The organism is Streptomyces sp. NPDC091387, from assembly GCF_044756945.1.
In the GTDB taxonomy this organism is placed as follows: Bacteria; Actinomycetota; Actinomycetes; order Streptomycetales; family Streptomycetaceae; genus Streptomyces.
In genome coordinates this window covers 70,437-92,564 of record NZ_JBIVTZ010000001.1, presented here as the reverse complement: position 1 = coordinate 92,564, position 22,128 = coordinate 70,437, and the positions used below count along the sequence as shown (strand labels likewise).

Below are 22,128 nucleotides of genomic sequence, written 5' to 3'. Positions count from 1 at the left end.
AGCATGAGAGTTTCAGTCGAATGTCAATCACGACTTAAAGGCTATATGTGCGCATCGTCCTGATTTCATACTCTGCGGAAGGGTTCGCCCTCCTGCACAGAGTTTGCGAGCAGGCCGGACACCTGCCCGTCGCCTATCTGCATGCGCGATCACTGCGCCCGAGCGGGCCAACGCGCAGCGGTGCCGGCGATGTCGTGCGCGGGATCGTCGATGCGCTGCCGGGCGGGATGGATCTGCTGATCCCGGGCCGGAAGAACGCGCTGCCGCACATCGTCGAGGGGTATCAAGCCGATCTCATCGTCTGCTACGGCTTCCCGTGGAAGTTGTCATCGGCGATCATTCAGTCTGCGAATCTGGGCGCGATCAATGTGCACACGTCTATGCTGCCGAAATATCGAGGTCCTATTCCGATCAATTGGGCGATCAGGAACGGTGATCGGGAAATCGGTGTCAGCATTCACTGGATGGAGAGTGAATTCGACTCCGGTGGGATCCTGGCTCAGGAGTCCGGGATCGCTTTGCGTGACGATGTTGTCCCCGGGGTGTTGTGGGGAGAAGTCGACCGATATATCGAGCGGCTTCTGCCTCTCGCGCTCTCACAGGCCGTAACAGGTTTCCCCGGTACGCCGCAGGACGAGGAGTCCGCCACGTACGCGGGATGGATGGAACCCGAGTTCTCGTGGATCGACTGGGGCACCGCCAGGGAAGCGGTCCACAACCAGGTGCGTGCCATCAGGTTCGGCAGTTCGGGAAAATCTGGCCCGGTTGCCACGGTGGCTGACCGCAGGCTGCGGGTCATACGCACGTCGTTGCAGCCGGCGGACGGAATCAAGATGATGTGCGGGGACGGACCCGTGTGGATCACGGAGTCCGTGCCCGTGGCGGATTCTGCATCCTGAACGGATACCGAACCGCCGCCTATCAGGTCGGGCCGGGCGGCGTTACCTGAGTCAGGGCACGGCGGTACCGTGTGAGCTTGTCTCTGATCACCGTCGTCCACGGGTGCTCCGGACCGAGTACTCGCTCGCGCCATTCCCTGACGACCGTCGCCTGTTCGACTGCCTCCCGGTACTCGCCCACGGCGTGCAGGACACTGCTGAGCAGGCTTCGTGCCGCTAGCGTGATGGGGTAGTCGGTTCCGAAGCGGTGTTCGTGCGCTGCCAGCGCACGGCGGGCCAACGGCAGCGCTTCGGCGTGGTGTCCGATGTTGAACAGCGCTCCCGCGCAGTTGAGTTCGGCCGACAAAGTGATCGGATGGTCTGCGCCGAGCTCACGGAGGCAGTCGGCGACCAGGGCTGGTCCTACCGGTGCCTCGCGCTCCAGATTTGGCCCGGGGGGCAGTTCGAGCAGGCACGCCCTCGCCTCCAGCGTCAGCGGGTGCCACGGGCCCAGCATGGCGGCTCGCCCGGCCGCAGCCCGATGCATCAACTGCACTGCTTCCGCAGGCCGGTCGAGCCACGTCAGCGGACGGGACAGGTGGAGGCAGGTGGTCAGGGTAGCCGGTGCCTCGGGACCGCAGACCCGTTCGAGGTCGTCGAGCAGACTGCGGTGGATATTCGCCGCCTCCTCAAGGTGTCCCAGACGATCGGTCGCCTTCCCGATCCGCTGCCGCAGGCGCAGTACCAGGAGGTGATCACCGCCCAGTCGTCGGCGCACGAGATCCGTGGCCTGTTCGGCTGCGGCCAGCGCAGAGGCGTAGTCGCCGGAACGATGCTGGGCCGTCACCAGGAGCAGCGCGCAGGTGGCCGCAATCTCGACGGTGCCGACCGCGATCTCGGGCCAGGTGATCACGCGGCGAAGCAACGCCAGGACATGTGGTGCGAGAACCGTGAGTCGGCCGTCGCGTAAACCCCGTTCCGGTGACGCGGGTAGGCAACGCAACAGAAGTCCGGCCGCCGCTGCAGCGATTCGGTCGCGTTCACCGGCCGGGGTGACGCGCGCGACGCTGTCGAGAAGCACCCCGTGCGTGCGCAGGCAGCGGATGTCGCCGGGAACGAGTTCGGTGAGCGAGTGGTCGAGCAGTCCCCGAAGCGCCAGTTCCACCCGGTCTGCAGACAGCGGCAGATCGAGCCGGACGTCGGCCAGCAGCGACAGGGGCAGCGGGTCGCTCGACCAGCAGGCCAGTAGGCGGAGCAGGGTGACAGCCTCGGGCAGGTTCTGCCCGACCAGGGAGTTCAGCGAGAGCTGCCACGTTCCGCTCACCAGGTGACGTGAATCGTTGCTCGCGTCGGTGGCGCCTTGGTCGATCAGTTCGATGGGATCCTGACGCTCCTGCAGACGACGCCCGTACTCCTCCATCGTCCAGGGGGCGATCACCTGGTGGGCCAGGAACCCGCCGGCCAGGGTCAGAGCGAGTGGCAGGCGGCCGAGGCGGTCGGCAATGGCGGCCGCGTCGTCGGCGGAACCCGTTCCGGGTGCCAGATCGCGCAGAACCTGGGCCGCCTCGTCACGCGGCAGGACACCTACATGTAGCAACTCGGCGGCGGGCCACCAGTGGCCGGCTGCCTGCCGTGTGGTCACGAGGACGGTTCCGCGCGGGCTGGTGCGCAGCCACCCACCGTCGCGCAGCACCGCGGGGTCGTCGGCGTTGTCCAACACCAGCAACCATGGCAGGTCGGACCGGTCGAGATAGTCCCAGACCAAGTCCGCAGCCGCGCGCAGGCCGTTACGTGCGGCCAGCAACTCGCCTTCCCTGGCACCTCGGTCGGCGGCCACCGCGAGCATCCCGGCCCGCAGGGATGCCTGATCCGAAGCGTTGACCCACAGGCCCAGGCGTCGGCGTTCCCGTGTGGTGTGTTCGAAGAGTGCACACGCCACAGCCGTCTTGCCGCAGCCTCCCAGGCCGTGTAGGACAAACACGGTGTTTCCAGTGTCCTCGGTCGTCGCCTCCTTCAGGCGCCCGACGAGTTCGTGGCGATCCCTGAGGATGGCCGGTGCCCGGCCGATGGGCGGACGCCGCACCGAGTCCGGGCCGGTCCAGGCGGCGCCGTGATGGTGGTGCTCGATGATGTGCTGGTCGCCTGCTGCCTGGTAGACGCGCCCCTGGTCGGTGGCCTGGCCGTCGTTGCGGCCGGTCACCGCTTGTCGACGTTCAGGTCGTGGCCGGCCTGGTACACGCGTGAGCTGCCAGAAGCGGTTGCGCGTTGGGTGACGGACGCGGTGGTGTGTGTATGAGGCGCGAGTTCAGCCAGCAGGGAGCGTAGTTCCGCCGTCAGCTCGGGGTGGGTGACGAGGAGACGGCGGATGCGGCCTTGCCACTCTGCCGCGACTTCACGCTCGGTCCCTTCGTCACCGTCAGCTTGCGCATCTAGGAGGTCCTGGCGGGACGCGTCGAGCTGGGCAGCGACGTACTCCTCGTGGTCCGGCCGGGCGCGTCGCCACAGCGCGATTACCCCGTTTCGCATGCCGGCCCACGCGTCGGTTGCCAGCAGCGTCGCGATCGTCGTTCCGGCTGTACCCGCTAATAGGGTCATTTCCGCGTCCATCCTCTGCCCTCCCTCGATATGGCCCAGGCTGCAACTCTAGAGAGTCCATGGGGTGTCAGTACACCGGGCCGAGGATGGTGCTTCTCGCCGCTGTCGTCCCCGACCTGGGACGATCACTGCACCGAACCCTTGCAACGGCCTGTCGTTACTAGTGGCCGCAGCACCATCGGAGCGAGTACCCGGACGAGGCGGTCGCATAAGGCGACACACCCTTGGCGCCCTTGTCTCCATGCGGACAAGACTGACGCCACCGTAGGGTGGCGTTGGCGAGCGGCGAATCAGATAACAAGTAACCAGTCAGCAGCTTTCGGATCGACGGTTGGACAAGCGAGGGACCCGGCACACATCGACGGTCGCTAAACGACCGCTCAGCCGTCACCGGCCCCGTGCCGGCCGCGCCCGGTACACCGTGACCCGGCGGCCGTGCTCGCTGACCTCTGAGCAGCGGACGAAGTGCTCCTTGAGGACACGCCATTTGGTCCGGTCGCGTTCCGTACCGGCGGACGGCGCACCGTCGTCGCTGACGACCAGGATGCGGCCCACGGTCGGCATGGCCTCCGCTATCTGCGCAGGGGTGCCCTCCACTCCGTTCATGGTGCCGGATTCCAGCGCGTCCCGGACCAGTGCCAGATCCCTGATTCCGGTGAACGCGGCGGGCGAGACGAGGGCGGTGTCACGGCGCGCCGCGGGGATGTACAGCACCGCGTCCCCCGCCTCGTGGACCGCGGCGACGTCTTCGGCCGTGGCGAGCACGTCGTCGATCCGGCCGGCCGGATCGCGCAGTGACAGCTGGACGGGAAGCAGCCCGAGAAAGGCGAGGGCCATGACCGCGACGATCAGCCGGCGTGGTGGTGTGCGCAGACGGAGCGTGAGTGCGCGGCACGCCGCGCCGATGAGCAGGGCGAGCCCGAGGTAGCTGAACAGGACGTAGCGGGCGAGGTAGACGGGGTGGGCCAGCGAGGCCGCCAGCAGCAGGAGTTGGGGAACGGCGAGCAGGGGCGCGGCCATCGCCGTGAGCGGGACCCGGGTGCGGCGGGGCGTGCGGAGGTCCCTTCCCGGCCGGGCGAGCCAGGCGCAGAGGCCGCCCGCGAGAAGGGTCAGCAGGAGGCCGAGCAGTGTGCTCGGGCGGACCGGCGGGATCCAGGCGACCTGCCCCGTCTGGGTCCTGCTCGCCAGGATGAGGGGGAGCGTGCCGATCACGGCGGCGGACGAGGCGGCTGCCCAGCGCAGTACGGTCGCGCGGGGCGGACGGGACAGGGCCAGCGTCACGGCGTGTGCGAACAGCAGGAGCAGCGAGAACCAGTTGAGCAGGGCGGCCAGCAGCACCACCGTGCCGTACGCCGCCCAGAGCCCCGCGCCACGCCTGCCGGTCGCGTCGATCGCCTCCACGAGCAGCAGGCAGGCCAGTGCCGCACAGGCTGTGACCAGGGCGTACGAACGCCCCTCCTGCGCGTACTGCTGGACCGCGGGGATCAAGGAGAAGGCCAGGCCCGCGGCCAGTCCCGTGCACGGGTCGGCCAGCCGGGCGCCCAGGAGGGTGATCAGGGCGGCGGCGCCGGCCATCGCGAGGACGGAGGGCAGCCGCAGGGCGAGGAGGCTGTCCCCGAAGACGGCGAAGACGCCGTGCGCGAAGAGGTAGTAGAGGCCGTGGACGACCTCGGCCGTGTCCAGCAGGTGCCAGATCTCGGGGATGCTCCTGTGGGCCACCTGCCACGTCGCCGCTTCGTCACGCCACATGCTGTTCTCGCGGGTGATCCCCCACAGCCCGAGTAAGAGGCTGAGGGCCGCGGGACCGGCCGCGATTGTTGTTTTAGGCATGGCGAAGCTCCGGCTCGGCGTGACGGGGGAGGCGACCGGAACCCCTGACAGCCGTCGGAGGGCTCCGACTACCTGCAGCACGCTAAGCGGCGGCGGTGATCGGGGTCGTCACCTGCGCGGACGACCCCGGGGGCCGCGCAGGAGCTACGCGAGGCGGGTCCGGGTCCCTCGCAGGTGCTACGCCGGGACCGGCATCGGCCGTAGGCCGTAGTCCTCGGTGCCTGGAGTCCGGTTCCGGTTCGTGCCTCCGTTCCGGGCCCGGCCCTCAGCCCTGTGCGCCCGGGGCCGGCGCCGGGGCGGGAGCGGAATCGGCCTCGCCCGGCGCGTCCGCCGGGAGTTCCGCCGTCACCACGAAGCCGCCGCCCGGCCCCGGGCCCGCCTCCAGGGAGCCGCCCGCCGCCGCCAGGCGTTCGGTGAGGCCCTTCAGGCCCGTGCCGCCGGTGGCCGGGGCGGCCGTTGCCTCGGCGGTCGGGCCGGTGCCGTCGTCGGTGACCGTGAGCCGGACCCGGTCCGCGGTGCCGTCGATCACGAACGTGCAGGCGGTGGCGGTGGAGTGGCGCAGGACGTTCGTGACGGCCTCCCGGGCCACCCAGCCGAGCAGCGCCTCCGTCTGCGGTGCGAGCGGCGGGCCCGAGCGGCGGACCGTCGGTTCGACGCCGGCGGCGGTCAGCGCGGACCTGGCCCGGTCGAGCTCGGTGGCGAGGCTCCCCTCGCGGTAGCCGGTGACCGCCTCCCGGATCTCGGTGAGCGCCTGTCGGCCGACCGACTCGATGTCGGCGACCTGCTGGATCGCCTGGTCGATGTCGCGCTGCGCGAGCCTGCGCGCGGCCTCCGACTTGACGACGATCACGGAGATCGTGTGGCCCAGCAGATCGTGCAGATCGCGCGAGAAGCGCAGCCGCTCCCGCTCGACGGCGGCGCGGGCCAGCTCCTGGCGGGTGGAGCGCAGCTCCATCACCGTCTCCGACAGGGTGAGCAGCGCGGCCGTCACCGCACCGGAGATGAACGTGCCGTAGGCCAGCGTCCACGGCGTCGACGCGCTGTCCTCGTGCCACACCGAGACGAGGCAGGCGACCACGGCGAGCACGAGCAGACAGACCGCCAGCCAGTGTCTGCGCAGGACGGTCCCGCAGGCCAGCGAGAGCAGCGGGAAGAACAGGAGCCAGCTGCCGCCGTACCCGCCCGCGAGCCCCAGCGTGACGGCGGCCAGCGCGGCCAGCAGCACGTACGTCAACGGGCTTTCGCGCGCCCGCTTGTTGAAGCCCCTGACCACCACGGAGATGTAGAGGGAGTTGAAGGCGAACAGGCCGATGCCGCCGATCCAGGGATTGGGGGTGTCGCCCTGGAACAGATTGGAGAAGGCGCCCAGGCCCAGCAACAGCCAGGGGAGCAGGACGTAGGGTCCGGGAGGTCCCGGACGCCGGTGCTCCCTGCGCCACTGCCGTCGCTCCGCACGCCGCCTGCGCCGTACCTCGCGCGCCTGTGATCCGCTCCCGCACATGTTCACTCCCGTCACACGGTCCTCGCGGACCGACGGTACGAGACCACGGCGTACGTGCCGAACAGCAGCAGCCACGCGGCGAGTACGCCGACGGTCGTGGCGCCGGGCGCGTGGCCGTCGGTGGCCGCCCAGCCCAGTTCCGCGAACCGGTTGGCGGGGGTGAACCCGCCGAGGGAGCGCAGCCAGGCGGGGAGCAGTTCCAGCGGGAACCACAGCCCGCCGACGATCGCGAAGCCCATCAGGCACGCGACGTTGACCACGCCGGTGCCCTGCGGGGTCAGCCGGTAGCCGTTGCCGATTCCGAGCAGGGTGAAGGGCAGGGCGCCGATCCAGAGGAGCAGGACGAGCGCGGCCCACTGCCAGGCGCCCAGCCGTACCCCGTTGAGCAGCCCGCCGGCCAGCAGCACGGTGAGGATCGTCGGGAGCACCGTCACCGAACCGCTGACCGCGCGGCCCACGACCGCCTGCGCCGGGGAGAGCGGAGTGACCCGCAACTGCTGGAGCCAGCCCAGCGACTTGTCGGAGGCGACCCCCGTACCGATCGACATCGCGGAGCCCAGCGCCCCGTACGCGGCCATGCCGACCATCGCGGTGGTCTTCCAGCCGTCGACGCCGTCACCACCGCCGATGTTGGTGAAGAGGAGGTACATCATCACCGGCATCCCGGTGCCGAAGATCAGGAAGAAGCCGTCGCGCAGGGTCCGGCGGATTTCGAGCACGATGTACTGGAACATCAGACGGTCTCCTTGCGGCCGGTCCGGCTCTCCGGAGCGGCGGACGTGGAGGTGAGGGAGAGGAAGGCGGTCTCCAGCGTGGCGGGGGAGACCTTCAGGCCCCGGATCAGGCCGAGGCGGGCGAGCTCCACGACGGTGGCGTCCGAGTCGTCCGTGTGCAGCAGTGCGCGGTCCCCGGTCACCTCGACGGTGGCGACGCCGGGCAGCAGCTCAAGGCCCCCGGTGGGCCGGCCCGCCAGGTCGAAGGAGACCAGGTGGTGGCCGGCGGCGCCCTTGATGGCTTCACCGCTGCCGTCCGCGACGATCCGGCCCCGGTCGATGACGACGATCCGGTCGGCGTTCTCGTCGGCCTCCTCCAGGTAGTGGGTGGAGAAGATCACCGTGTTGCCGCGCCGGGCGTAGGCCCGCATCGACTCCCAGAAGCCGCGGCGTCCCTCCACGTCCAGGGCCGCGGTCGGCTCGTCCAGCACGATCAGTTCCGGATTTCCGGCCAGGGCGACGGCGAACCGGACCCGCTGGATCTGGCCGCCGGAGAGCTTGTCGATCCGCCGGTTCGCGTACTCCGCGACGCCCGCCAGTTCCAGCGCCTCGGTGATCGGCATCGGGTGCGGGTAGGTGGAGGCGACGAAGGCGGTCAGCTCGCGGACGGTCACCCGCTGGATGGGCCGCCCGTCCTGGAGCATCGCGCCGACCAGACCCGCCCTGACGGCCTGTCCGGGGGAGCGGTCCAGTACCCGCACACTGCCGGAGTCCGGCTCGTTCAGGCCGAGCAGCAGGCTGATGGCGGTGGACTTCCCCGCGCCGTTGCGGCCGAGCAGAGCGACCGTCTCCCCCCGTTCGACGGTCAGCCCGATCCCGTCCACGGCCCGCACGCTCTGCTCGGCCCTGCCGAAGGTCTTCACCGCCCCGGTGAAGACCACCGCGGCCCCGTTCCCCGTTGTCTGCTTCATGTCCATGACGCTACGGAGCCGGGGCCGGGCCCCGGCAGAGGCACATGTACGGACTCCGCGCTGACAAATGTCATCGTGCGGGCGGACGGGAACCGGGTGGCCGGATCGTGATCCCCAACGGAATCTGACACAACGTCAGGAGACTTCACAACTGCTGGGCGCTGCGTTATACATAGGGCCACCGGCTAGAACGCGTTCTAGAACGGACGCGGCTTCCGGTCCCGCACGACCTCGGTGCGGCCGACGGTGCGGACGGCCGCGCCGAGGTCTTCCCACCATCAAGGAGCAGCCCTCCCATGCCCATTGATGCCGCAGAGGCGGTTGCCGCCGAACCCCGCTCGACCTCGATCAGCTGGGACCACAAGGACATCCAGCTCTACCACCTGGGCCTCGGCGCGGGGACGGCCCCCGGCCGGCCCGACGACGCCACCGACCCGGACGAGCTCCGCTACACCCTGGAGTCCCGGCTCCACGTCCTGCCGAGCTTCGCCACCGTCGCGGGCGCCGGCCTCGCGATGGGCGGCGGCCTCGCGGCGCCCGGCGTCGACGTGGACCTCGCCGCCGTGCTGCACGGCGGCCAGTCCGTACGTCTGCTCCGGCCGATTCCCGTACGGGGCAACGCCGTTCAGAGCTCGAAGGTCGCCGCGGTGTACGACAAGGGCAAGGCGGCGGTCCTCGTGCTGCGTACCGAGGCCTCCGACGACGACGGCCCGCTGTGGACCAACGACGCCCAGATCTTCGTGCGCGGCGAGGGCGGTTTCGGCGGCGAGCGCGGCCCGTCGGAACGGCTCGCCCTGCCCGACCGCGCCCCCGACCGGGTGGTGGAGCGGCCGGTCCGGCCGGAACAGGCGTTGCTCTACCGGCTCTCCGGGGACTGGAACCCGCTGCACGCCGACCCGGAGTTCGCCAAGCTGGCCGGCTTCGACCGGCCGATCCTGCACGGGCTCTGCACGTACGGGATGACGCTCAAGGCGGTGGCCGACACCCTGCTGGACGGCGATGTGTCCCGCATCGCCTCCTACCGCACCCGGTTCGCCGGGATCGTCTTCCCCGGCGAGACCCTCCGCATCCGGATGTGGGCCGGTGACGGCCGGGTCCAGGTGGTGGTGACCGCCGTAGAACGCGACGACGCACCGGTCCTCGCCGACACGCTCGTCGAACACTCCTGAAGCACGCACCGCACGTACCGCACGTACCGACCCCGAGGGGAGCCGCACCATGCGCGCAGCCGTACTGCACGAGATAGGCCAGGACAAGCTCGAAGTCCTCGACGACGTCGAGGCGGTGGGCTTCGGCCCCGGCAAGGTCAGGCTCCGCATCCGGGCCACCGGGCTCTGCCACTCCGACGTCTCCGCGATGAGCGGGGTGCTGCCGCAGCCCGCCCCGTTCATCCCCGGCCACGAGGGCGCCGGTGAGGTCATCGACGTCGGCGACGGGGTCACCGGGCTGAGCGCGGGGGACCGGGTGCTGGTCTGCTGGCTGCCCGCGTGCGGCGCGTGTCCCGCCTGCAAGCGCGGCCAGACCCAGCTCTGCCTGGCCGGGTTCATGAACGCGGGCACCCCCAACTTCAAGCGCCCCGGCGGGGACGTCTTCGGCTTCGCCGGCACCGGCACCTTCACCGAGGAGGTCGTCGTCGGCGCGGGCTGCGCGGTGCCGATCCCCGACGACGTGCCGTTCGAGATCGCCGCGCTGATCGGCTGCGGGGTCACCACCGGCCTCGGCGCGGCCATCAACACGGCGAAGGTGGAGGCCGGTTCCTCGGTCGCCGTGATCGGCTGCGGCGGCGTCGGCATCTCCACCATCCAGGGCGCCAGGGTGCAGGGCGCCGCCCAGATCGTCGCCGTGGACCCGGTGGCCTCCCGCCGCGAGGCCGCGCTGCGGTTCGGCGCGACCGAGGCCGTCTCGCCCGACGAGTTCGCCGACGCCAAGCAGCGGATCACCGCGGGCGAGGGCTTCGACTACGTCTTCGAGGTCGTCGGCAAGTCGGTCACGGCCCGCACGGCGTACGAGAACACCCGGCGCGGCGGCACCCTCTGCATCGTCGGCGCGGGCGCCATGGACGACAACTTCCAGGTCAACATGTTCGAGCTGTTCTTCGACGAGAAGCGGATCCTGCCCTCCATGTACGGAGGAGGGGACGTGCTCCGGTCGTACGAGCGGGCCATCGCGCTCTGGCGGGCCGGCCGCATCGACCTCGAATCGATGATCACCCACCGGGTACGGCTCGACGGCATCAACGACGCCCTCGACCAGATGCGGACCGGCGAGTCGCTGCGTACCTGCATCGAACTCTGAACCACCGCCCCGCCCCCTCCCGAGAGGACCCCGAGATCCGATGTCACTACCCCTGGACGGACTGTCCGCGATCGTCACCGGCGCCGGCCGCGGCCTCGGACGCGCCGAAGCGCTGGAACTGGCGCGGCTCGGCGCGGCCGTCGTCGTCAACGACTACGGGCAGCCGGGCCGCGACGGCTCGGGCGAGGCGTCCGCCGCCCCCGCCGAGCAGGTCGCGCGGGAGATCCGGGCGGCCGGTGGCCGGGCGGTCGCGCACCTCGGCGACGTGTCCGACCACGAGCAGGCCCGCGCCCTGGTGGAACTGGCCGTCGAGACGTACGGACAGCTCGACGTCCTGGTCAACAACGCGGGCATCCTGCGCGACCGGATGATCTTCTCGATGACCGAGGACGAGTGGGACTCGGTCATACGGGTGCACCTCAAGGGCCACTTCAACACCACGCACTTCGCCGCGGCGCACTGGCGGTCCCGGTCCAAGGCGTCCGGCGGTCCGGTCTACGGCCGGATCGTCAACACCTCGTCGGAGGCGTTCCTGGCCGGTTCGGCGGGCCAGCCCAACTACGCGGCGGCCAAGGGCGGCATCGTCGGGCTGACCACTTCCACCGCGCTGGCCCTGGCCAAGTACGGCGTCACCGCCAACGTCATCTGCCCGCGCGCCCGGACCCGGATGACCGAGGACGTCTTCGCGGGTTTCGAGGAACCGCAGGACGGGCGGCTCGACGCGCTCGCACCCGAGCACGTCTCGCCGCTCGTCGGCTATCTGGCCTCCCCGGCGGCCGCCAAGATCAACGGGCAGCTGCTCGTCGTGCACGGCGGGATGGTCGCGATCGTCGAACGTCCCAAGGTGGCGGCGAAGTTCGACGCGGCGAAGGAGACGTTCTCCTTCGACGAGCTGGACGAGCTGATCTCCCCGTACTACGCGGACCGCCCGCCGAACGAGACGTTCGCGGCGGCGGAGGTGCTCGGCCTGAAACGGGGCTGACCACCGCCGCGCACCGCACACAGGAGCGCCCCCGCGGCCGACCGGCCGCGGGGGCACTCCCTCGCTCGTTTCCCTCGTTTGCCGTCCTGAGCGGTCAGGCGGCCCTGCTGCCCCCTTCGGGGGTGCGGCGGTGGCGGCCCAGCGGTTGTGCTGCCGAGTCGTCCGGCGCCACACCCCCTCGGTGCTTTCCGGCGCCGCCGGCTTCGGCCCGGTCCGCGTCCGCCCCCGGCGGATACGTCTGGGTCGTGTCGGTTCGGGCTTCAGACATGTGGGAAGTCACCCCGTTGTGATCGCTTACGTGCTTGTCTCCGAGGCCATCACGCCACCGTCACCCGAGCAGCGGTCACCGTCGGCGACCGCGGTGCCCGCGTACGTGAGCCCCGGTCCAACTTTAGACCGGCGGGTCTAACGAGGAGCGGTACGCCCCACGAGAGGAGCCTGCCCCAAGGGAACCGGTCTGCACACAGAAGGAGGCGCGACGGCCGCGGACGGTTGCATACCGCTTTGCGGATATCCGGCCGGGCACCGTCCCGCGGCCGGCTCCCCGTCGTCCGGTACCGCCAGGAACGCCACCGCGCAGGCCGTCTCCCCGTTCGCGTACGGAAGTCCGAGTACGCCCTCGTGGGACCAGACACCGCTGCCCGCCAGCCAGCCCTCGGGCACCGGGAGCTGGTGCAGCCGGCGGCCCGAGGGGCGCCACACCCCCACCCAGCTGCCCGCCGCCCCGTCGATCCGCAGGGCGACCGCGCAGTCCTCCGGCATCAGCATCTGTCCCGGCTGCACGGCGAACGGCGTCACCGCGGCATCCGGGAGCCGCAGACACTCCGGGAACCGCACCGGCAGACAGCTGCCCAGCACCCCCCAGCCGAGCCGGTCGTGCCCCGGCGCATCCGAGCGGATCAGCAGGAGACCGCTGTCCGGGTCGGCGAGCAGCAGCCGGTCGTCGCTGTCCGGCGCGATCTGGAGCAGCGGGGTCATCTCGCCGCCCCGCCCCAGGTCCACCGCGACCGCCTTCACCGGACCGCCCTGCGCCGGCTCCCGGTCCAGTGCCAGCAGCCGCCCGGCCCGGTCCAGCCAGACCCCGCCGGAGCAGCGCCCCGGCAGTTCCGCGATCCGCTCGGGCCCGGACGGGCCGCCCGCCACCAGCCAGAGCCCGGTGGAGTGCTCACCCGCCGCCAGGGCGTACGCGCTGACGCCGTCCGGCGAGGGCGGCAGCAGGGTCAGCTCCGCGCACTCGACCGCGCCCAGCGGCAGCTCACCGGTGCCGGGTCCGGTCGGGTAGAGCAGCGAGAGGGCGTGCCGGTCCGCGACCCGGCGCCGGATGAGCACCCGGCCGTCGGCGAGCGGCAGCACCTGCGAATCGGCCTCCTCCGGCTGGTTGAGCGGGAGCGGCACGGCGTACGGCTCCGGCCCGTCCAGCGTCCAGCGCTCCGGGAACCAGGCCGTGTCGGGGGCGCCGGCGGTGCCCGCCTCGCCGGTTCCGTACGCCTCGCCGCGGGCGGCCGTGAGCCGCGCCGCGTAGGCGCCGTTCGCCGTGATCGTGAACGCGGGCGGAGCGGTCGGCAGGACCGTTTCAGCGGGGCCCGGCGCCGGCACAGGCGGAACAGGCGGTTCCGCTGCGCCCGCCCCGGCGTCCTCCGTCGCGTCCGTCGCCGGATCCGGGGGCTCCGCGGCCCCTTCCGGGTTCTCGGACCCCGGCTCCCCCGTCTCGCCCGCTTCGACCGCCGCCGCGGTCCCGTCCTCGATGGCACAGGCAGTCATCGACTCGTCACCTCCGGCCACCGAAGCTAGTTTTCGCACTTGCTGCCGAACAACACGAGACCCCCCACTTCACACATATGGGTGGCGATGCCCGTATTCACCTGAGAGGGAGGGGGTGGTTGTGCTTCGCGATAAACGCGTGGCTAAGGTTAGGCACTCCTAAGTGTTGCCTGTGTGATCCACAACTGGAGCAAGTGATGTCCCTTCGACGCCGCGGCACCGCCGCAGTCGGCCTGGCCGTAGTCGCCGCCCTGTCCCTCTCCGCCTGCGGAAGCGACGACGGCGCGTCGGGCGGCTCGGGCAAGCCCGAGGCCGGTGGCGAGAAGAAGGCCGCGGTCGCGACGGGCGGCAAGGACTTCGGCGACGCGGCGAAGAAGACGGCGGAGTACGGCACCGACGCCCCGGCGGGCCAGTTCCCCCGCACGCTCACCCACGCCATGGGCAAGACCGAGCTCAAGGCCGCCCCGAAGCGCGTCGTCGTGCTCGACGTCGGTGAGTTCGACAACGTCGTGTCCCTCGGTGTGAAGCCGGTCGGCTACGCCCCCTCCGAGGGCGACGCGGCCATTCCCTCGTACCTCGAGAAGGACGCCGGCGACCCGAAGAACGTCGGCACGATCAACAACCTCAACCTCGAGGCGATCGCGGGCCTCAAGCCCGACCTGATCCTCGGCAGCCAGCTGCGCGCGGCCGACAAGTACGACGAGCTGTCCAAGATCGCGCCGACCGTGTTCTCCATCCGTCCGGGCTTCACCTGGAAGGAGAACTACCTCCTCAACGCCGCGGCGCTGGACAAGACCGCCAAGGCCAAGTCGGAGCTGGGCACCTACGAGGCGAACGCGGAGAAGCTGGGCGAGGACATCGGCCCGAAGAAGCCGACCATCTCCATGGTCCGCTACCTGCCGGACAAGATCCGCCTCTACGCCAAGGCCTCCTTCATCGGCACCATCCTCGACGACGCCGGCCTGCCGCGGCCCAAGAACCAGCAGATCGACGAGCTGGCCGCGGAGATCAGCCCGGAGAAGATCGACGAGGCGGACGCCGACTGGATCTTCACCGGTGTGTACGGCGACGTGAAGGCCACCAAGCGCGACACCGCCCAGTCCAACCCGCTGTGGAAGAACCTCACGGCGGTCAAGGAAGGGCGCGCCAAGAACGTCTCCGACGAGACCTGGTACCTCGGACTCGGCGTCACGGCCGCGAACCTGGTCCTCGACGACCTCCGCGCCGACCTCGTGAAGTAACGATTCATGACTGGCCGCCGCCCCGCCCGTACGGGGGCGGCGGCCATGGACCGCGGGGCACGGAGGACAGGTAGCCTTTCCTCCGTGCCCCGTCTGTCTGAAGTCATCGCCGAGCTCGACGCCCTCTGGCCGCCCGAGCGGGCCGAAGGATGGGACGCGGTCGGCACCGTCTGCGGTGACCCGGACGCCGAGGTCGACCGGGTGCTCTTCGCCGTCGATCCCGTCCAGGACGTCGTCGACGAGGCGCTGAAGCTCGGCGCCCAGCTGATCGTCACCCACCACCCGCTCTATCTGCGCGGTACGACGACGGTCGCGGCCGGCACCTTCAAGGGCCGCGTCGTGCACACGCTCATCAAGCACGACGTCGCGCTGCACGTGGCCCACACCAACGCCGACTCCGCGGATCCCGGCGTCTCCGACGCCCTCGCCGGCGCCCTCGACCTGCGCGTCGAGCGGCCCCTCGTACCGGACCCGACGGACCCCTCTGGCCGCCGGGGCCTCGGCCGGATCTGCACGCTCGACCACCCGCAGACCCTCGGCGAATTCGCCGCCCGAGCCGCCGCCCGGCTGCCCGCCACCGCGCAGGGCATCCGGCTGGCCGGCGACCCGGACACCCTCGTGCGCACCGTCGCGGTGAGCGGCGGATCCGGTGACAGCCTCTTCGACGCCGTGCGCGCCGCGGGGGTGGACGCCTTCCTCACCGCGGACCTGCGCCACCATCCGGCCTCAGAGGCCGTCCAGCACTCGTCGCTCGGCCTGGTCGATGCCGCACACTGGGCCACCGAATGGCCGTGGTGCGAACAGGCCGCCGCACAGCTCGACGCGATTTCCGACCGCCACGGATGGGACCTGCGGGTCCATGTCTCGAAGCAGGTCACCGACCCCTGGACCACCCACCACTCTTCTGGAGCCCCCAACTGAACGCCGCGCCCGCCGACCAGATCCGACTCCTCGACGTCCAGGCCCTCGACCAGCGCCTCGCCCAGCTCGCGCACAAGCGCAACACCCTTCCCGAGCACGCCGAGATCGACTCGCTCACGACCGACCTCGCCCAGCTCCGCGACCTCCTCGTCGCCTCCACGACCGAGGAGAGCGACACCGCCCGCGAGCAGATCAAGGCCGAGCAGGACGTGGACCAGGTGCGCCAGCGCGCCGCCCGCGACCAGCAGCGCATGGACTCCGGCAGTGTCACCTCGCCCAAGGACCTGGAGAGCCTGCAGCGGGAGATCGTCTCGCTGGCCAAGCGCCAGGGCGACCTGGAGGACGTCGTCCTCGAGGTCATGGAGCGCCGGGAGTCCGCGCAGGAGCGGGTCGCCGAGCTGACCGACCGGGTCGCCGCCGTCCAGGCCAAGGTCGACGACGCGACCGCCCGCCGCGACGCCGCGACGAACGGGATCGACGAGGAGACCGCGACGCTCACCAAGGAGCGCGAGGTCGTCGCCGGTTCCGTCCCCGCCGACCTGCTCAAGCTGTACGACAAGCTCAGCGCCCAGCAGGGCGGGGTCGGCGCCGCCCGCCTCTACCAGCGCCGCTGCGAGGGCTGCCGGCTGGAGCTCAACATCACCGAGGTCAACGACGTGAAGGCCGCGTCCCGCGACACGGTCCTGCGCTGCGAGAACTGCCACCGCATCCTGGTCCGCACCGCGGACTCGGGTCTGTAGTGACCCCGCCGCGCCAGTTCGTCATCGAGGCCGACGGCGGCTCCCGGGGCAACCCGGGGCCCGCCGGGTACGGCGCGGTCGTCATCGACCCGGTGACGGGGGAGACGCTGGCCGAGGCGGCCGAGTACATCGGCGTCGCGACGAACAACGTCGCCGAGTACAAGGGCCTCATCGCCGGTCTGCGGGCCGCGAAGGCACTCGTGCCGGACGCCTCGGCCGACGGCGGGCCGCGGGTGCACGTCCGGATGGACTCCAAGCTGGTCGTGGAGCAGATGTCGGGCCGCTGGAAGATCAAGCACCCGGACATGAAGCCCCTCGCCGCCGAGGCCGCCCGCATCCTCCCGGCTTCCGACGTCACCTACGAGTGGATCCCGCGCGAGAGGAACAAGCACGCGGACCGGCTCGCGAACGAGGCGATGGACGCGGGCAAGCGGGGCAGGCAGTGGGAGCCGTCGGCCTCGACGGCCGCCCTCGACACCCCCAGGTCCTCGGTGGCCGACGCCCTGCCGCCCGTCTCCGGCCCGCCGGGTGACGCGGCGGCCGGCGCCGCGCGGGCCAGGGCCGCGCTGAACCGGCCCGCCGCCGGTACCCCGCAGGTCGGCTGGGCCGCCGCCCCCGACCTGGGCGCGCCCGCCACCTTCCTCCTGCTGCGGCACGGCGAGACCGCCCTCACCCCGGAGAAGCGGTTCTCCGGCAGCGGCGGCACCGACCCCGAGCTCTCCGCCACCGGCCGCCGCCAGGCCGAGTGCGCCGCCGAGGCCTTCGCCGCCCGCGGCACGGTGCAGGAGATCGTCAGCTCCCCGCTGCGCCGCTGCCGCGAGACGGCCGGCGCGGTGGCGGCCCGGCTGGGCCTGGAGGTCCGGATCGAGGACGGCCTGCGCGAGACGGACTTCGGTGCCTGGGAGGGGCTGACGTTCGGCGAGGTCAGGGAGCGCCACCGCGCGGACATGGACGCCTGGCTCGCCTCCGCGAAGGCGGCGCCCACCGGTGGCGGCGAGAGCTTCGCCGAGGTCGCCCGCCGCGTCTCGGCCGCCCGCGACCGCCTCATCACCCGCCACGCGGGCCGCACGGTGCTCGTGGTCACGCACGTCACGCCCATCAAGACCCTGGTCCGCCTCGCGCTGGGCGCACCGCCGGAGTCGCTGTTCCGGATGGAGCTCTCGGCGGCGTCCCTGTCGACCGTGGCCTACTACGCGGACGGCAACGCCTCCGTGCGGCTCCTGAACGACACGTCCCACCTGCGGTAGTCACCCCGGGCGCACCGGCCCCGGACAGCACAGCGCCCCATCGGCCGGGGGGAGGCCGATGGGGCGCCGGCGGTTCCGGCGAGGCGGGGGATACCTGCCGGAACCCGGGTCACCCGGAGTCCGGGTCACGTCCCTGAAGGTCTCGTGCCCCGGTTGCCGGGGAGCATGCACACGAACTGAAGGATTTCGCCGCGACCGGCCGGGCGGCACGGTATTCGGGCCGCACGGTAGCCGGGGGAACCGGGGATCAGCCGCGCAGCGCCGCGGCCTCGGCCGCCAGCCGCTCCACCCGGGCCCAGTCCCCGGCCGCCACCGCGTCGGCGGGCACCATCCAGCTGCCGCCCACACAGCCGACGTTCGGCAGGGCCAGGTACGAGGGAGCCGAGGCGAGCGAGATGCCGCCGGTCGGGCAGAACCGGGCCTGGGGGAGCGGGGCGGAGAGCGCCTTCAGATAGGCCGTGCCGCCCGCCGCCTCTGCCGGGAAGAACTTCATCTCGGTGACCCCGCGCTCCAGCAGCGCGACCACCTCGGACGTCGTGGAGACACCCGGCAGGAACGGCACCCCCGACGCCTTCATCGCGTCCAGGAGGGCGTCCGTCCAGCCGGGGCTGACCAGGAATCGCGCCCCGGCGGCCACGGTGTCGGAGACGTTCCGGGGGGAGATCACCGTGCCGGCGCCGACCACCGCGTCCGGCACCTCCGCCGCGATGGCCTTGATCGCGTCCAGGGCCGCGGCGGTCCGCAGGGTCACCTCGATCGCCGGGAGACCGCCCGCGACCAGGGCACGGGCGAGCGGCACCGCGTCGGCGGCGTCCTCCAGGACGACGACGGGCACGACGGGGGCAAGGTCCAGCACGGAGGAGGTCATGACCTCATCCTGCCGCGAAGACAGCATTCCGCGCAACGAGCGTTGCGTATGCTGCAACGCAGACCGGGTCCGGGGTCAGTGGATCTCCGTCACCACGACATCGAGCTCCCACGCCCGCCCGGCCCGCGCGGGCGCCTGGGCCTCCACCGCGTACCCGAGATCCCGCAGGACGCCCACCAGCTCCGCGGGCCCCTTCGGCGCGGCACCCGACATCAGCAGATCGCGGACCATCCGGCCCTTCGTCGCCTTGTTGAAGTGACTGACCACCGACCGCTTCTCCACCCCGTCCACCAGCTGGGAGTGCAGCACCCGCACGCTCGCCGTGCGCTCCGCGACCGCGTCCTTCGGCTTCCACGCCGCCGCGTACGCGGACGACCGCAGATCCAGCACCAGGCCGTCCCCGGCCGCCTCCGGCATGACCTCCGCCATCGGCGTGCGCCAGAACGCCCCGAGCGCCCCGAGACCCGGCAGCCGCACCCCCATCGAGCAGCGGTACGGAGGAATCCGGTCGCCCACCCGCACCGCGCCCCACAGCCCGGAGAACACCAGCAGCGACTTCCCGGCCCGGCGACGGGCGGCGGTGTCCAGGGAGGCCAGATCCAGGGCGTCGTACAGCACCCCGGTGTACAGCTCCCCGGCCGGGCGGGTGCCCGCCGTCCGCAGCTCGACGTTCTTCGCGATCTCGCCGCGCAGGCCCTCGCTCAGCCCCAGCACCACACGGGCCTTCTCCTCGTCCGCCGCGGACAGCTCCACGAGAGCGTCCAGCACGGCGGCCCGCGCCGCGGCCAGGCCCGGCAGCGACAGCGACTCGGGCTTCAGAGGTGCTCCCCGCCCCGAGGCGGCCTTTCCCTCGGAGGGCGGCAACAGCACGAGCACGGCGGTTCTCCTTCGTACGTACGGAAAGGGGGCGACAGGCGTTGCGGACCGGTCCACAGCCCCCGGCGGTGTCGTCCGGGACCGTGAAAACCCCTCACGCCAGCGTACGGGGGAGTCACACCCCCGATCCCCGCCACCCGGGATGCCGCCCGCCCCGCCCCGCCATACGCTCGGTCCATGCCCCGCCGCCACCTCCACATGACCGGGAGTACCGGGTACGTGGTGGACGTGAAGGAGCAGGAGCCGATCACCGGCACCGTCCACATCGACGACCCGGCGATCGTCGGCCGGATCGAGGGCGGCACCACGAGGCTCCCGCTCGGGGAACGCCTGCGGGTACGGCTCACACAGGCGGATCCGGGCTCGGCGAAGGTGCTGTTCGCACCGGCGTGAGCGCGGCGACGACGGACCGCGGGTCATCGGCGTGGAAGCGGACGGTGTGCGCCTCGCCGCGTCCGCCGAGCGGCCGCACGAAGCCGAGCGGTGCGGTCAGCTCCACGGTCACCGTCGTCTGGCCGCCCACGGCGAGATCCAGCACCCCGTCCGCGTGCAGCTGAACCAACTTTCCCTCGGGGTAACGCCGTTCGACCCGGACCCTGCTGATCGCGGCGGCCGGCACCCGCAGGTCGAACAGCGCCCCGTACCGAATCCGCAGCGAGCCGTCCGCGCCCGCCACGTGCGGCCGGACCACGCACGAGGCGTGCAGCGCGAGCACCAGCAGCACCCCGTACACATCCACCACGAGTAGAATCCTGTGCACGACCGGCCAGGGGATCAGCAGCGCGAACATCACCGTCTCCACCACGGAGACGAAGAGCAGCCCGTACATCATCGCGGTCTGCGGCCCGGTGTACGGGGCGGCGAGCGCCCCCTCCGGCACCGCGTGCCGCCGCCGGAGCACCCACAGCCCCAGGCTGTGCAGGGCGCGCGCCTCGTGCCCGACGAGCCGGCGCACCTTCTCCGGTACGACGGTACGCAGCGCCGCACCCATCGCCGCCCGCCGCCCCGCGCCCGCCCGCCGGCCCGCGCGCCAGAGCCGCCCCAGCACCACGGCCTCCAGGACCAGGGCGGCCAGGACGGCCCCCTCGGCGCCGATCAGCACGGCGGCCGGTATCCGTACCCCGGCCAACAGGCAGACCGCCAGCGTCAGTTCGGCGGGTAGTACCCCCGCGACCACCAGCCGTGCCCCTCGCACCCCACTCACCGCGCCCCCTTCCCCTTCTTCTTCCCGTCCCTGCCCTCGCTCCTGCTCCTGCTCCGTACGGTCAGCGCGACCATCACGCGGCGCACCACCTCGGCCTGCGCGGGCGTGTAGTCCGCGAGCAGAGCCTCCCCGAAGCCGGTCATCGCCGGTCCGTCCGCCGGAATCGCGTCCAGCACCTCGTCGGGCGCGAGGGCGGCCATCCGGTCGGCCAGCGGTCCGATCCGGGGGTCGTCGGGGGGCGCCGTCGCGAGCGCGTCCAGTTGTTCGTACAGGGCGAGCACGGCCGGATCGCCCGCCAGCGGCCGCAGCGCGGCGTAGATCTCGCTGCCGCCGCTGATCGTGTCCAGCAGCAACAGGTGCTCACGGTCCTTGGCGGCGGCCGGGGAGCCGGTTGCCGGCGCCGCGGCCAGCAGCTCGGCCAGCGCGGGCGACACGGACTCCGTACCGTCCAGCGGCCCGTCCATCAGACCGGCCAGCCGCTTCCGCCGCTCCCGGATCTCCCGCTCCTGCCGGGCCAGATCGGCGTCCAGCTCACGCAGTACGTCACCGAGGTCGAGCCCGGCGTCACCGGCGAGGACCTCGCGCACCTCGTCCAGGCCGAGCCCCAGCTCGGTGAGCCGCCGGACGCGCGCCAGCAGCACGGCGTCGCGCACGCCGTAGGCGCGGTAGCCGTTGGCCCGGCGCGCGGGCTCGGCCAGCAGGCCGATGTGGTGGTAGTGCCGAACGGTCCGGGGGGTGACCCCGACGAGCGCGGCGATCTCTCCGATGCGCATGGCGCCAGTAGAAACCCTGACGCTGCGGCAAGGTCAAGCCACCCGGCCGTCCGGCGCCGCTGCTCGTCCGCGCGTCCTGCCCGTCTGTCTGTCCGCGCGTTCCGCCGGTATCTCGTACGATCGCGCCTTCGGCCCGGTGCCCGTGCCCCCGTGCCTCGTACGAAGGAAGGACCGGCGTGACTGACCTCGCGGCCCCGCCCGCCACCGACCGCTGCCGCCAGATCGTCACCGCCGCGCGCACGCTCCTGGAGCAGGAGGGCCCGGAGGCGCTCACCATGCGCCGCCTCGCGGCACGCGTGGGCATCACGGCGCCGTCGCTCTACAAACACTTCCCGGACAAGTCGTCGGTGGTGAACGCCCTGGTCGGCGCGATGCTGCGGGAGACGGCCGGGGCCCTCGAAGCGGCCGAGACCGCCGACCCGGGCTCCTTCCCGGCCCTGGCCACCGCTTACCGGACCCACGCCCTCGCCCACCCCCACCTCTACCGCCTCACCACCGGCCGCCTCCTCCCGCCGGACCTGGAGGAACGCGCCGTGGCCCCGCTCCTGCGCGCCCTCGCCGGTGACGAGGACCGGGCACGCGCGGCCTGGGCCTTCGCCCACGGCATGGTGACGATGGAGCTGAACGGCCGCTTCCCCGCGGGCTCCGATGTGCCGGCGGCCTGGGAGGCCGGGATCGCGGCCTTCGGCGCACTCCGCGCCTGACGCCTCCGCGCGATTCCGGGTCACCATC

At 71.8% G+C, this 22,128-nt stretch carries 21 protein-coding genes and 1 pseudogene; 10 read left to right on the top strand and 12 right to left on the bottom strand.

All coding sequences use genetic code 11. The annotated features are described in order from the left end of the window. The first annotated feature begins 47 nt into the window (after positions 1-47). The gene (locus tag ACIQM0_RS00465) at positions 48-899 is read left to right on the top strand and encodes a methionyl-tRNA formyltransferase (protein WP_401281812.1); all 852 of its coding nucleotides are present in this window, start codon (positions 48-50) and stop codon (positions 897-899) included. A gap of 22 nt (positions 900-921) precedes the next feature. On the opposite strand, the gene ACIQM0_RS00460 is transcribed toward ACIQM0_RS00465, so the two are convergent. The 6 genes from ACIQM0_RS00460 to ACIQM0_RS00435 form a co-directional block, all read right to left on the bottom strand. Then, entirely contained in the window at positions 922-3,078 is a 2,157-nt protein-coding gene (locus tag ACIQM0_RS00460; RefSeq protein WP_401281809.1) for a tetratricopeptide repeat protein, read from the bottom strand. Further along, positions 3,075-3,485 carry a hypothetical protein gene (locus tag ACIQM0_RS00455; RefSeq protein ID WP_401281806.1) on the bottom strand — a complete coding sequence of 137 codons (411 nt, stop codon included), beginning with the start codon at positions 3,483-3,485 and terminating at the stop codon, positions 3,075-3,077. The genes ACIQM0_RS00460 and ACIQM0_RS00455 overlap by 4 nt, the downstream gene beginning before the upstream one ends. Positions 3,486-3,860: 375 nt before the next feature. Beyond that, a complete protein-coding gene (locus ACIQM0_RS00450) occupies positions 3,861-5,303 on the bottom strand; it encodes a glycosyltransferase family 39 protein (protein WP_401281803.1) in 1,443 nt (480 codons plus the stop codon). A gap of 265 nt (positions 5,304-5,568) precedes the next feature. Further along, complete coding sequence (locus tag ACIQM0_RS00445; RefSeq protein WP_401283342.1) at positions 5,569-6,804, bottom strand: sensor histidine kinase; 1,236 nt, start codon at positions 6,802-6,804, stop codon at positions 5,569-5,571. A gap of 11 nt (positions 6,805-6,815) precedes the next feature. Then, positions 6,816-7,538, bottom strand: coding sequence for an ABC transporter permease (locus ACIQM0_RS00440; protein ID WP_401281801.1), 723 nt, complete (start codon positions 7,536-7,538; stop codon positions 6,816-6,818). After that, complete coding sequence (locus ACIQM0_RS00435; RefSeq protein ID WP_401281798.1) at positions 7,538-8,488, bottom strand: ABC transporter ATP-binding protein; 951 nt, start codon at positions 8,486-8,488, stop codon at positions 7,538-7,540. Before ACIQM0_RS00435 ends, ACIQM0_RS00440 begins: the two co-directional genes overlap by 1 nt. A 296-nt stretch (positions 8,489-8,784) precedes the next feature. Between ACIQM0_RS00435 and ACIQM0_RS00430 the strand changes: the two genes are divergently transcribed. The 3 genes from ACIQM0_RS00430 to ACIQM0_RS00420 are packed head-to-tail and all read left to right on the top strand — an operon-like array spanning position 8,785 to position 11,765. After that, positions 8,785-9,657: a MaoC/PaaZ C-terminal domain-containing protein gene (locus ACIQM0_RS00430; protein WP_401281795.1), complete on the top strand. Its 873-nt coding sequence runs from the start codon at positions 8,785-8,787 to the stop codon at positions 9,655-9,657. Between the two features lie 49 nt (positions 9,658-9,706). Next, positions 9,707-10,783 carry a Zn-dependent alcohol dehydrogenase gene (locus ACIQM0_RS00425; protein ID WP_401281792.1) on the top strand — a complete coding sequence of 359 codons (1,077 nt, stop codon included), beginning with the start codon at positions 9,707-9,709 and terminating at the stop codon, positions 10,781-10,783. Positions 10,784-10,823: 40 nt separating this feature from the next. Further along, positions 10,824-11,765: a 3-oxoacyl-ACP reductase gene (locus tag ACIQM0_RS00420; RefSeq protein ID WP_401281789.1), complete on the top strand. Its 942-nt coding sequence runs from the start codon at positions 10,824-10,826 to the stop codon at positions 11,763-11,765. Positions 11,766-11,859: 94 nt separating this feature from the next. Here ACIQM0_RS00420 and ACIQM0_RS00415 read toward each other — a convergent pair whose 3' ends face one another. Both ACIQM0_RS00415 and ACIQM0_RS00410 read right to left on the bottom strand, forming a co-directional pair. Next, on the bottom strand, positions 11,860-12,033 hold the full coding sequence (locus ACIQM0_RS00415) for a hypothetical protein (RefSeq protein ID WP_401281786.1): 174 nt from the start codon (positions 12,031-12,033) through the stop codon (positions 11,860-11,862). A gap of 137 nt (positions 12,034-12,170) precedes the next feature. Further along, on the bottom strand, positions 12,171-13,526 hold the full coding sequence (locus tag ACIQM0_RS00410) for a hypothetical protein (RefSeq protein ID WP_401281784.1): 1,356 nt from the start codon (positions 13,524-13,526) through the stop codon (positions 12,171-12,173). A 197-nt stretch (positions 13,527-13,723) separates the two neighbouring features. Between ACIQM0_RS00410 and ACIQM0_RS00405 the strand changes: the two genes are divergently transcribed. The 4 genes from ACIQM0_RS00405 to ACIQM0_RS00390 all read left to right on the top strand — a co-directional run bounded on the left by ACIQM0_RS00405 (position 13,724) and on the right by ACIQM0_RS00390 (position 17,675). Beyond that, positions 13,724-14,767, top strand: coding sequence for an ABC transporter substrate-binding protein (locus tag ACIQM0_RS00405; RefSeq protein WP_401281781.1), 1,044 nt, complete (start codon positions 13,724-13,726; stop codon positions 14,765-14,767). 84 nt (positions 14,768-14,851) lie between these two features. Then, positions 14,852-15,688 (top strand): Nif3-like dinuclear metal center hexameric protein, encoded by an 837-nt coding sequence (locus ACIQM0_RS00400; protein ID WP_401281778.1) that lies wholly within the window; start codon positions 14,852-14,854, stop codon positions 15,686-15,688. Further along, positions 15,685-16,428, top strand: coding sequence for a zinc ribbon domain-containing protein (locus ACIQM0_RS00395; RefSeq protein WP_401283340.1), 744 nt, complete (start codon positions 15,685-15,687; stop codon positions 16,426-16,428). The genes ACIQM0_RS00400 and ACIQM0_RS00395 overlap by 4 nt, the downstream gene beginning before the upstream one ends. Then, positions 16,428-17,675, top strand: a complete 1,248-nt coding sequence (locus tag ACIQM0_RS00390) for a bifunctional RNase H/acid phosphatase (protein WP_401281775.1) — start codon at positions 16,428-16,430, stop codon at positions 17,673-17,675. The genes ACIQM0_RS00395 and ACIQM0_RS00390 overlap by 1 nt, the downstream gene beginning before the upstream one ends. Before the next feature lie 247 nt (positions 17,676-17,922). Here ACIQM0_RS00390 and eda read toward each other — a convergent pair whose 3' ends face one another. Continuing rightward, entirely contained in the window at positions 17,923-18,543 is a 621-nt protein-coding gene (gene eda / locus ACIQM0_RS00385; RefSeq protein WP_362956989.1) for a bifunctional 4-hydroxy-2-oxoglutarate aldolase/2-dehydro-3-deoxy-phosphogluconate aldolase, read from the bottom strand. Positions 18,544-18,618: 75 nt separating this feature from the next. Continuing rightward, entirely contained in the window at positions 18,619-19,419 is an 801-nt protein-coding gene (yaaA, locus tag ACIQM0_RS00380) for a peroxide stress protein YaaA (RefSeq protein ID WP_401281772.1), read from the bottom strand. A gap of 216 nt (positions 19,420-19,635) precedes the next feature. Here yaaA and ACIQM0_RS00375 point away from each other — a divergent pair. Next, positions 19,636-19,812 (top strand): annotated as a pseudogene (locus tag ACIQM0_RS00375) (RNB domain-containing ribonuclease); the annotation flags it as partial. Here the strand turns inward: ACIQM0_RS00375 and ACIQM0_RS00370 are convergent. Beyond that, positions 19,763-20,623, bottom strand: coding sequence for a hypothetical protein (locus ACIQM0_RS00370; protein WP_401281769.1), 861 nt, complete (start codon positions 20,621-20,623; stop codon positions 19,763-19,765). The pseudogene ACIQM0_RS00375 and the gene ACIQM0_RS00370 sit on opposite strands and share 50 nt — an antisense overlap. Then, positions 20,620-21,396, bottom strand: a complete 777-nt coding sequence (locus ACIQM0_RS00365; RefSeq protein ID WP_401281766.1) for a MerR family transcriptional regulator — start codon at positions 21,394-21,396, stop codon at positions 20,620-20,622. Before ACIQM0_RS00365 ends, ACIQM0_RS00370 begins: the two co-directional genes overlap by 4 nt. Positions 21,397-21,572: 176 nt before the next feature. Here ACIQM0_RS00365 and ACIQM0_RS00360 point away from each other — a divergent pair, with 176 nt between their 5' ends. Further along, positions 21,573-22,100, top strand: a complete 528-nt coding sequence (locus ACIQM0_RS00360) for a TetR/AcrR family transcriptional regulator (RefSeq protein WP_401281763.1) — start codon at positions 21,573-21,575, stop codon at positions 22,098-22,100. Positions 22,101-22,128: the final 28 nt, after the last annotated feature.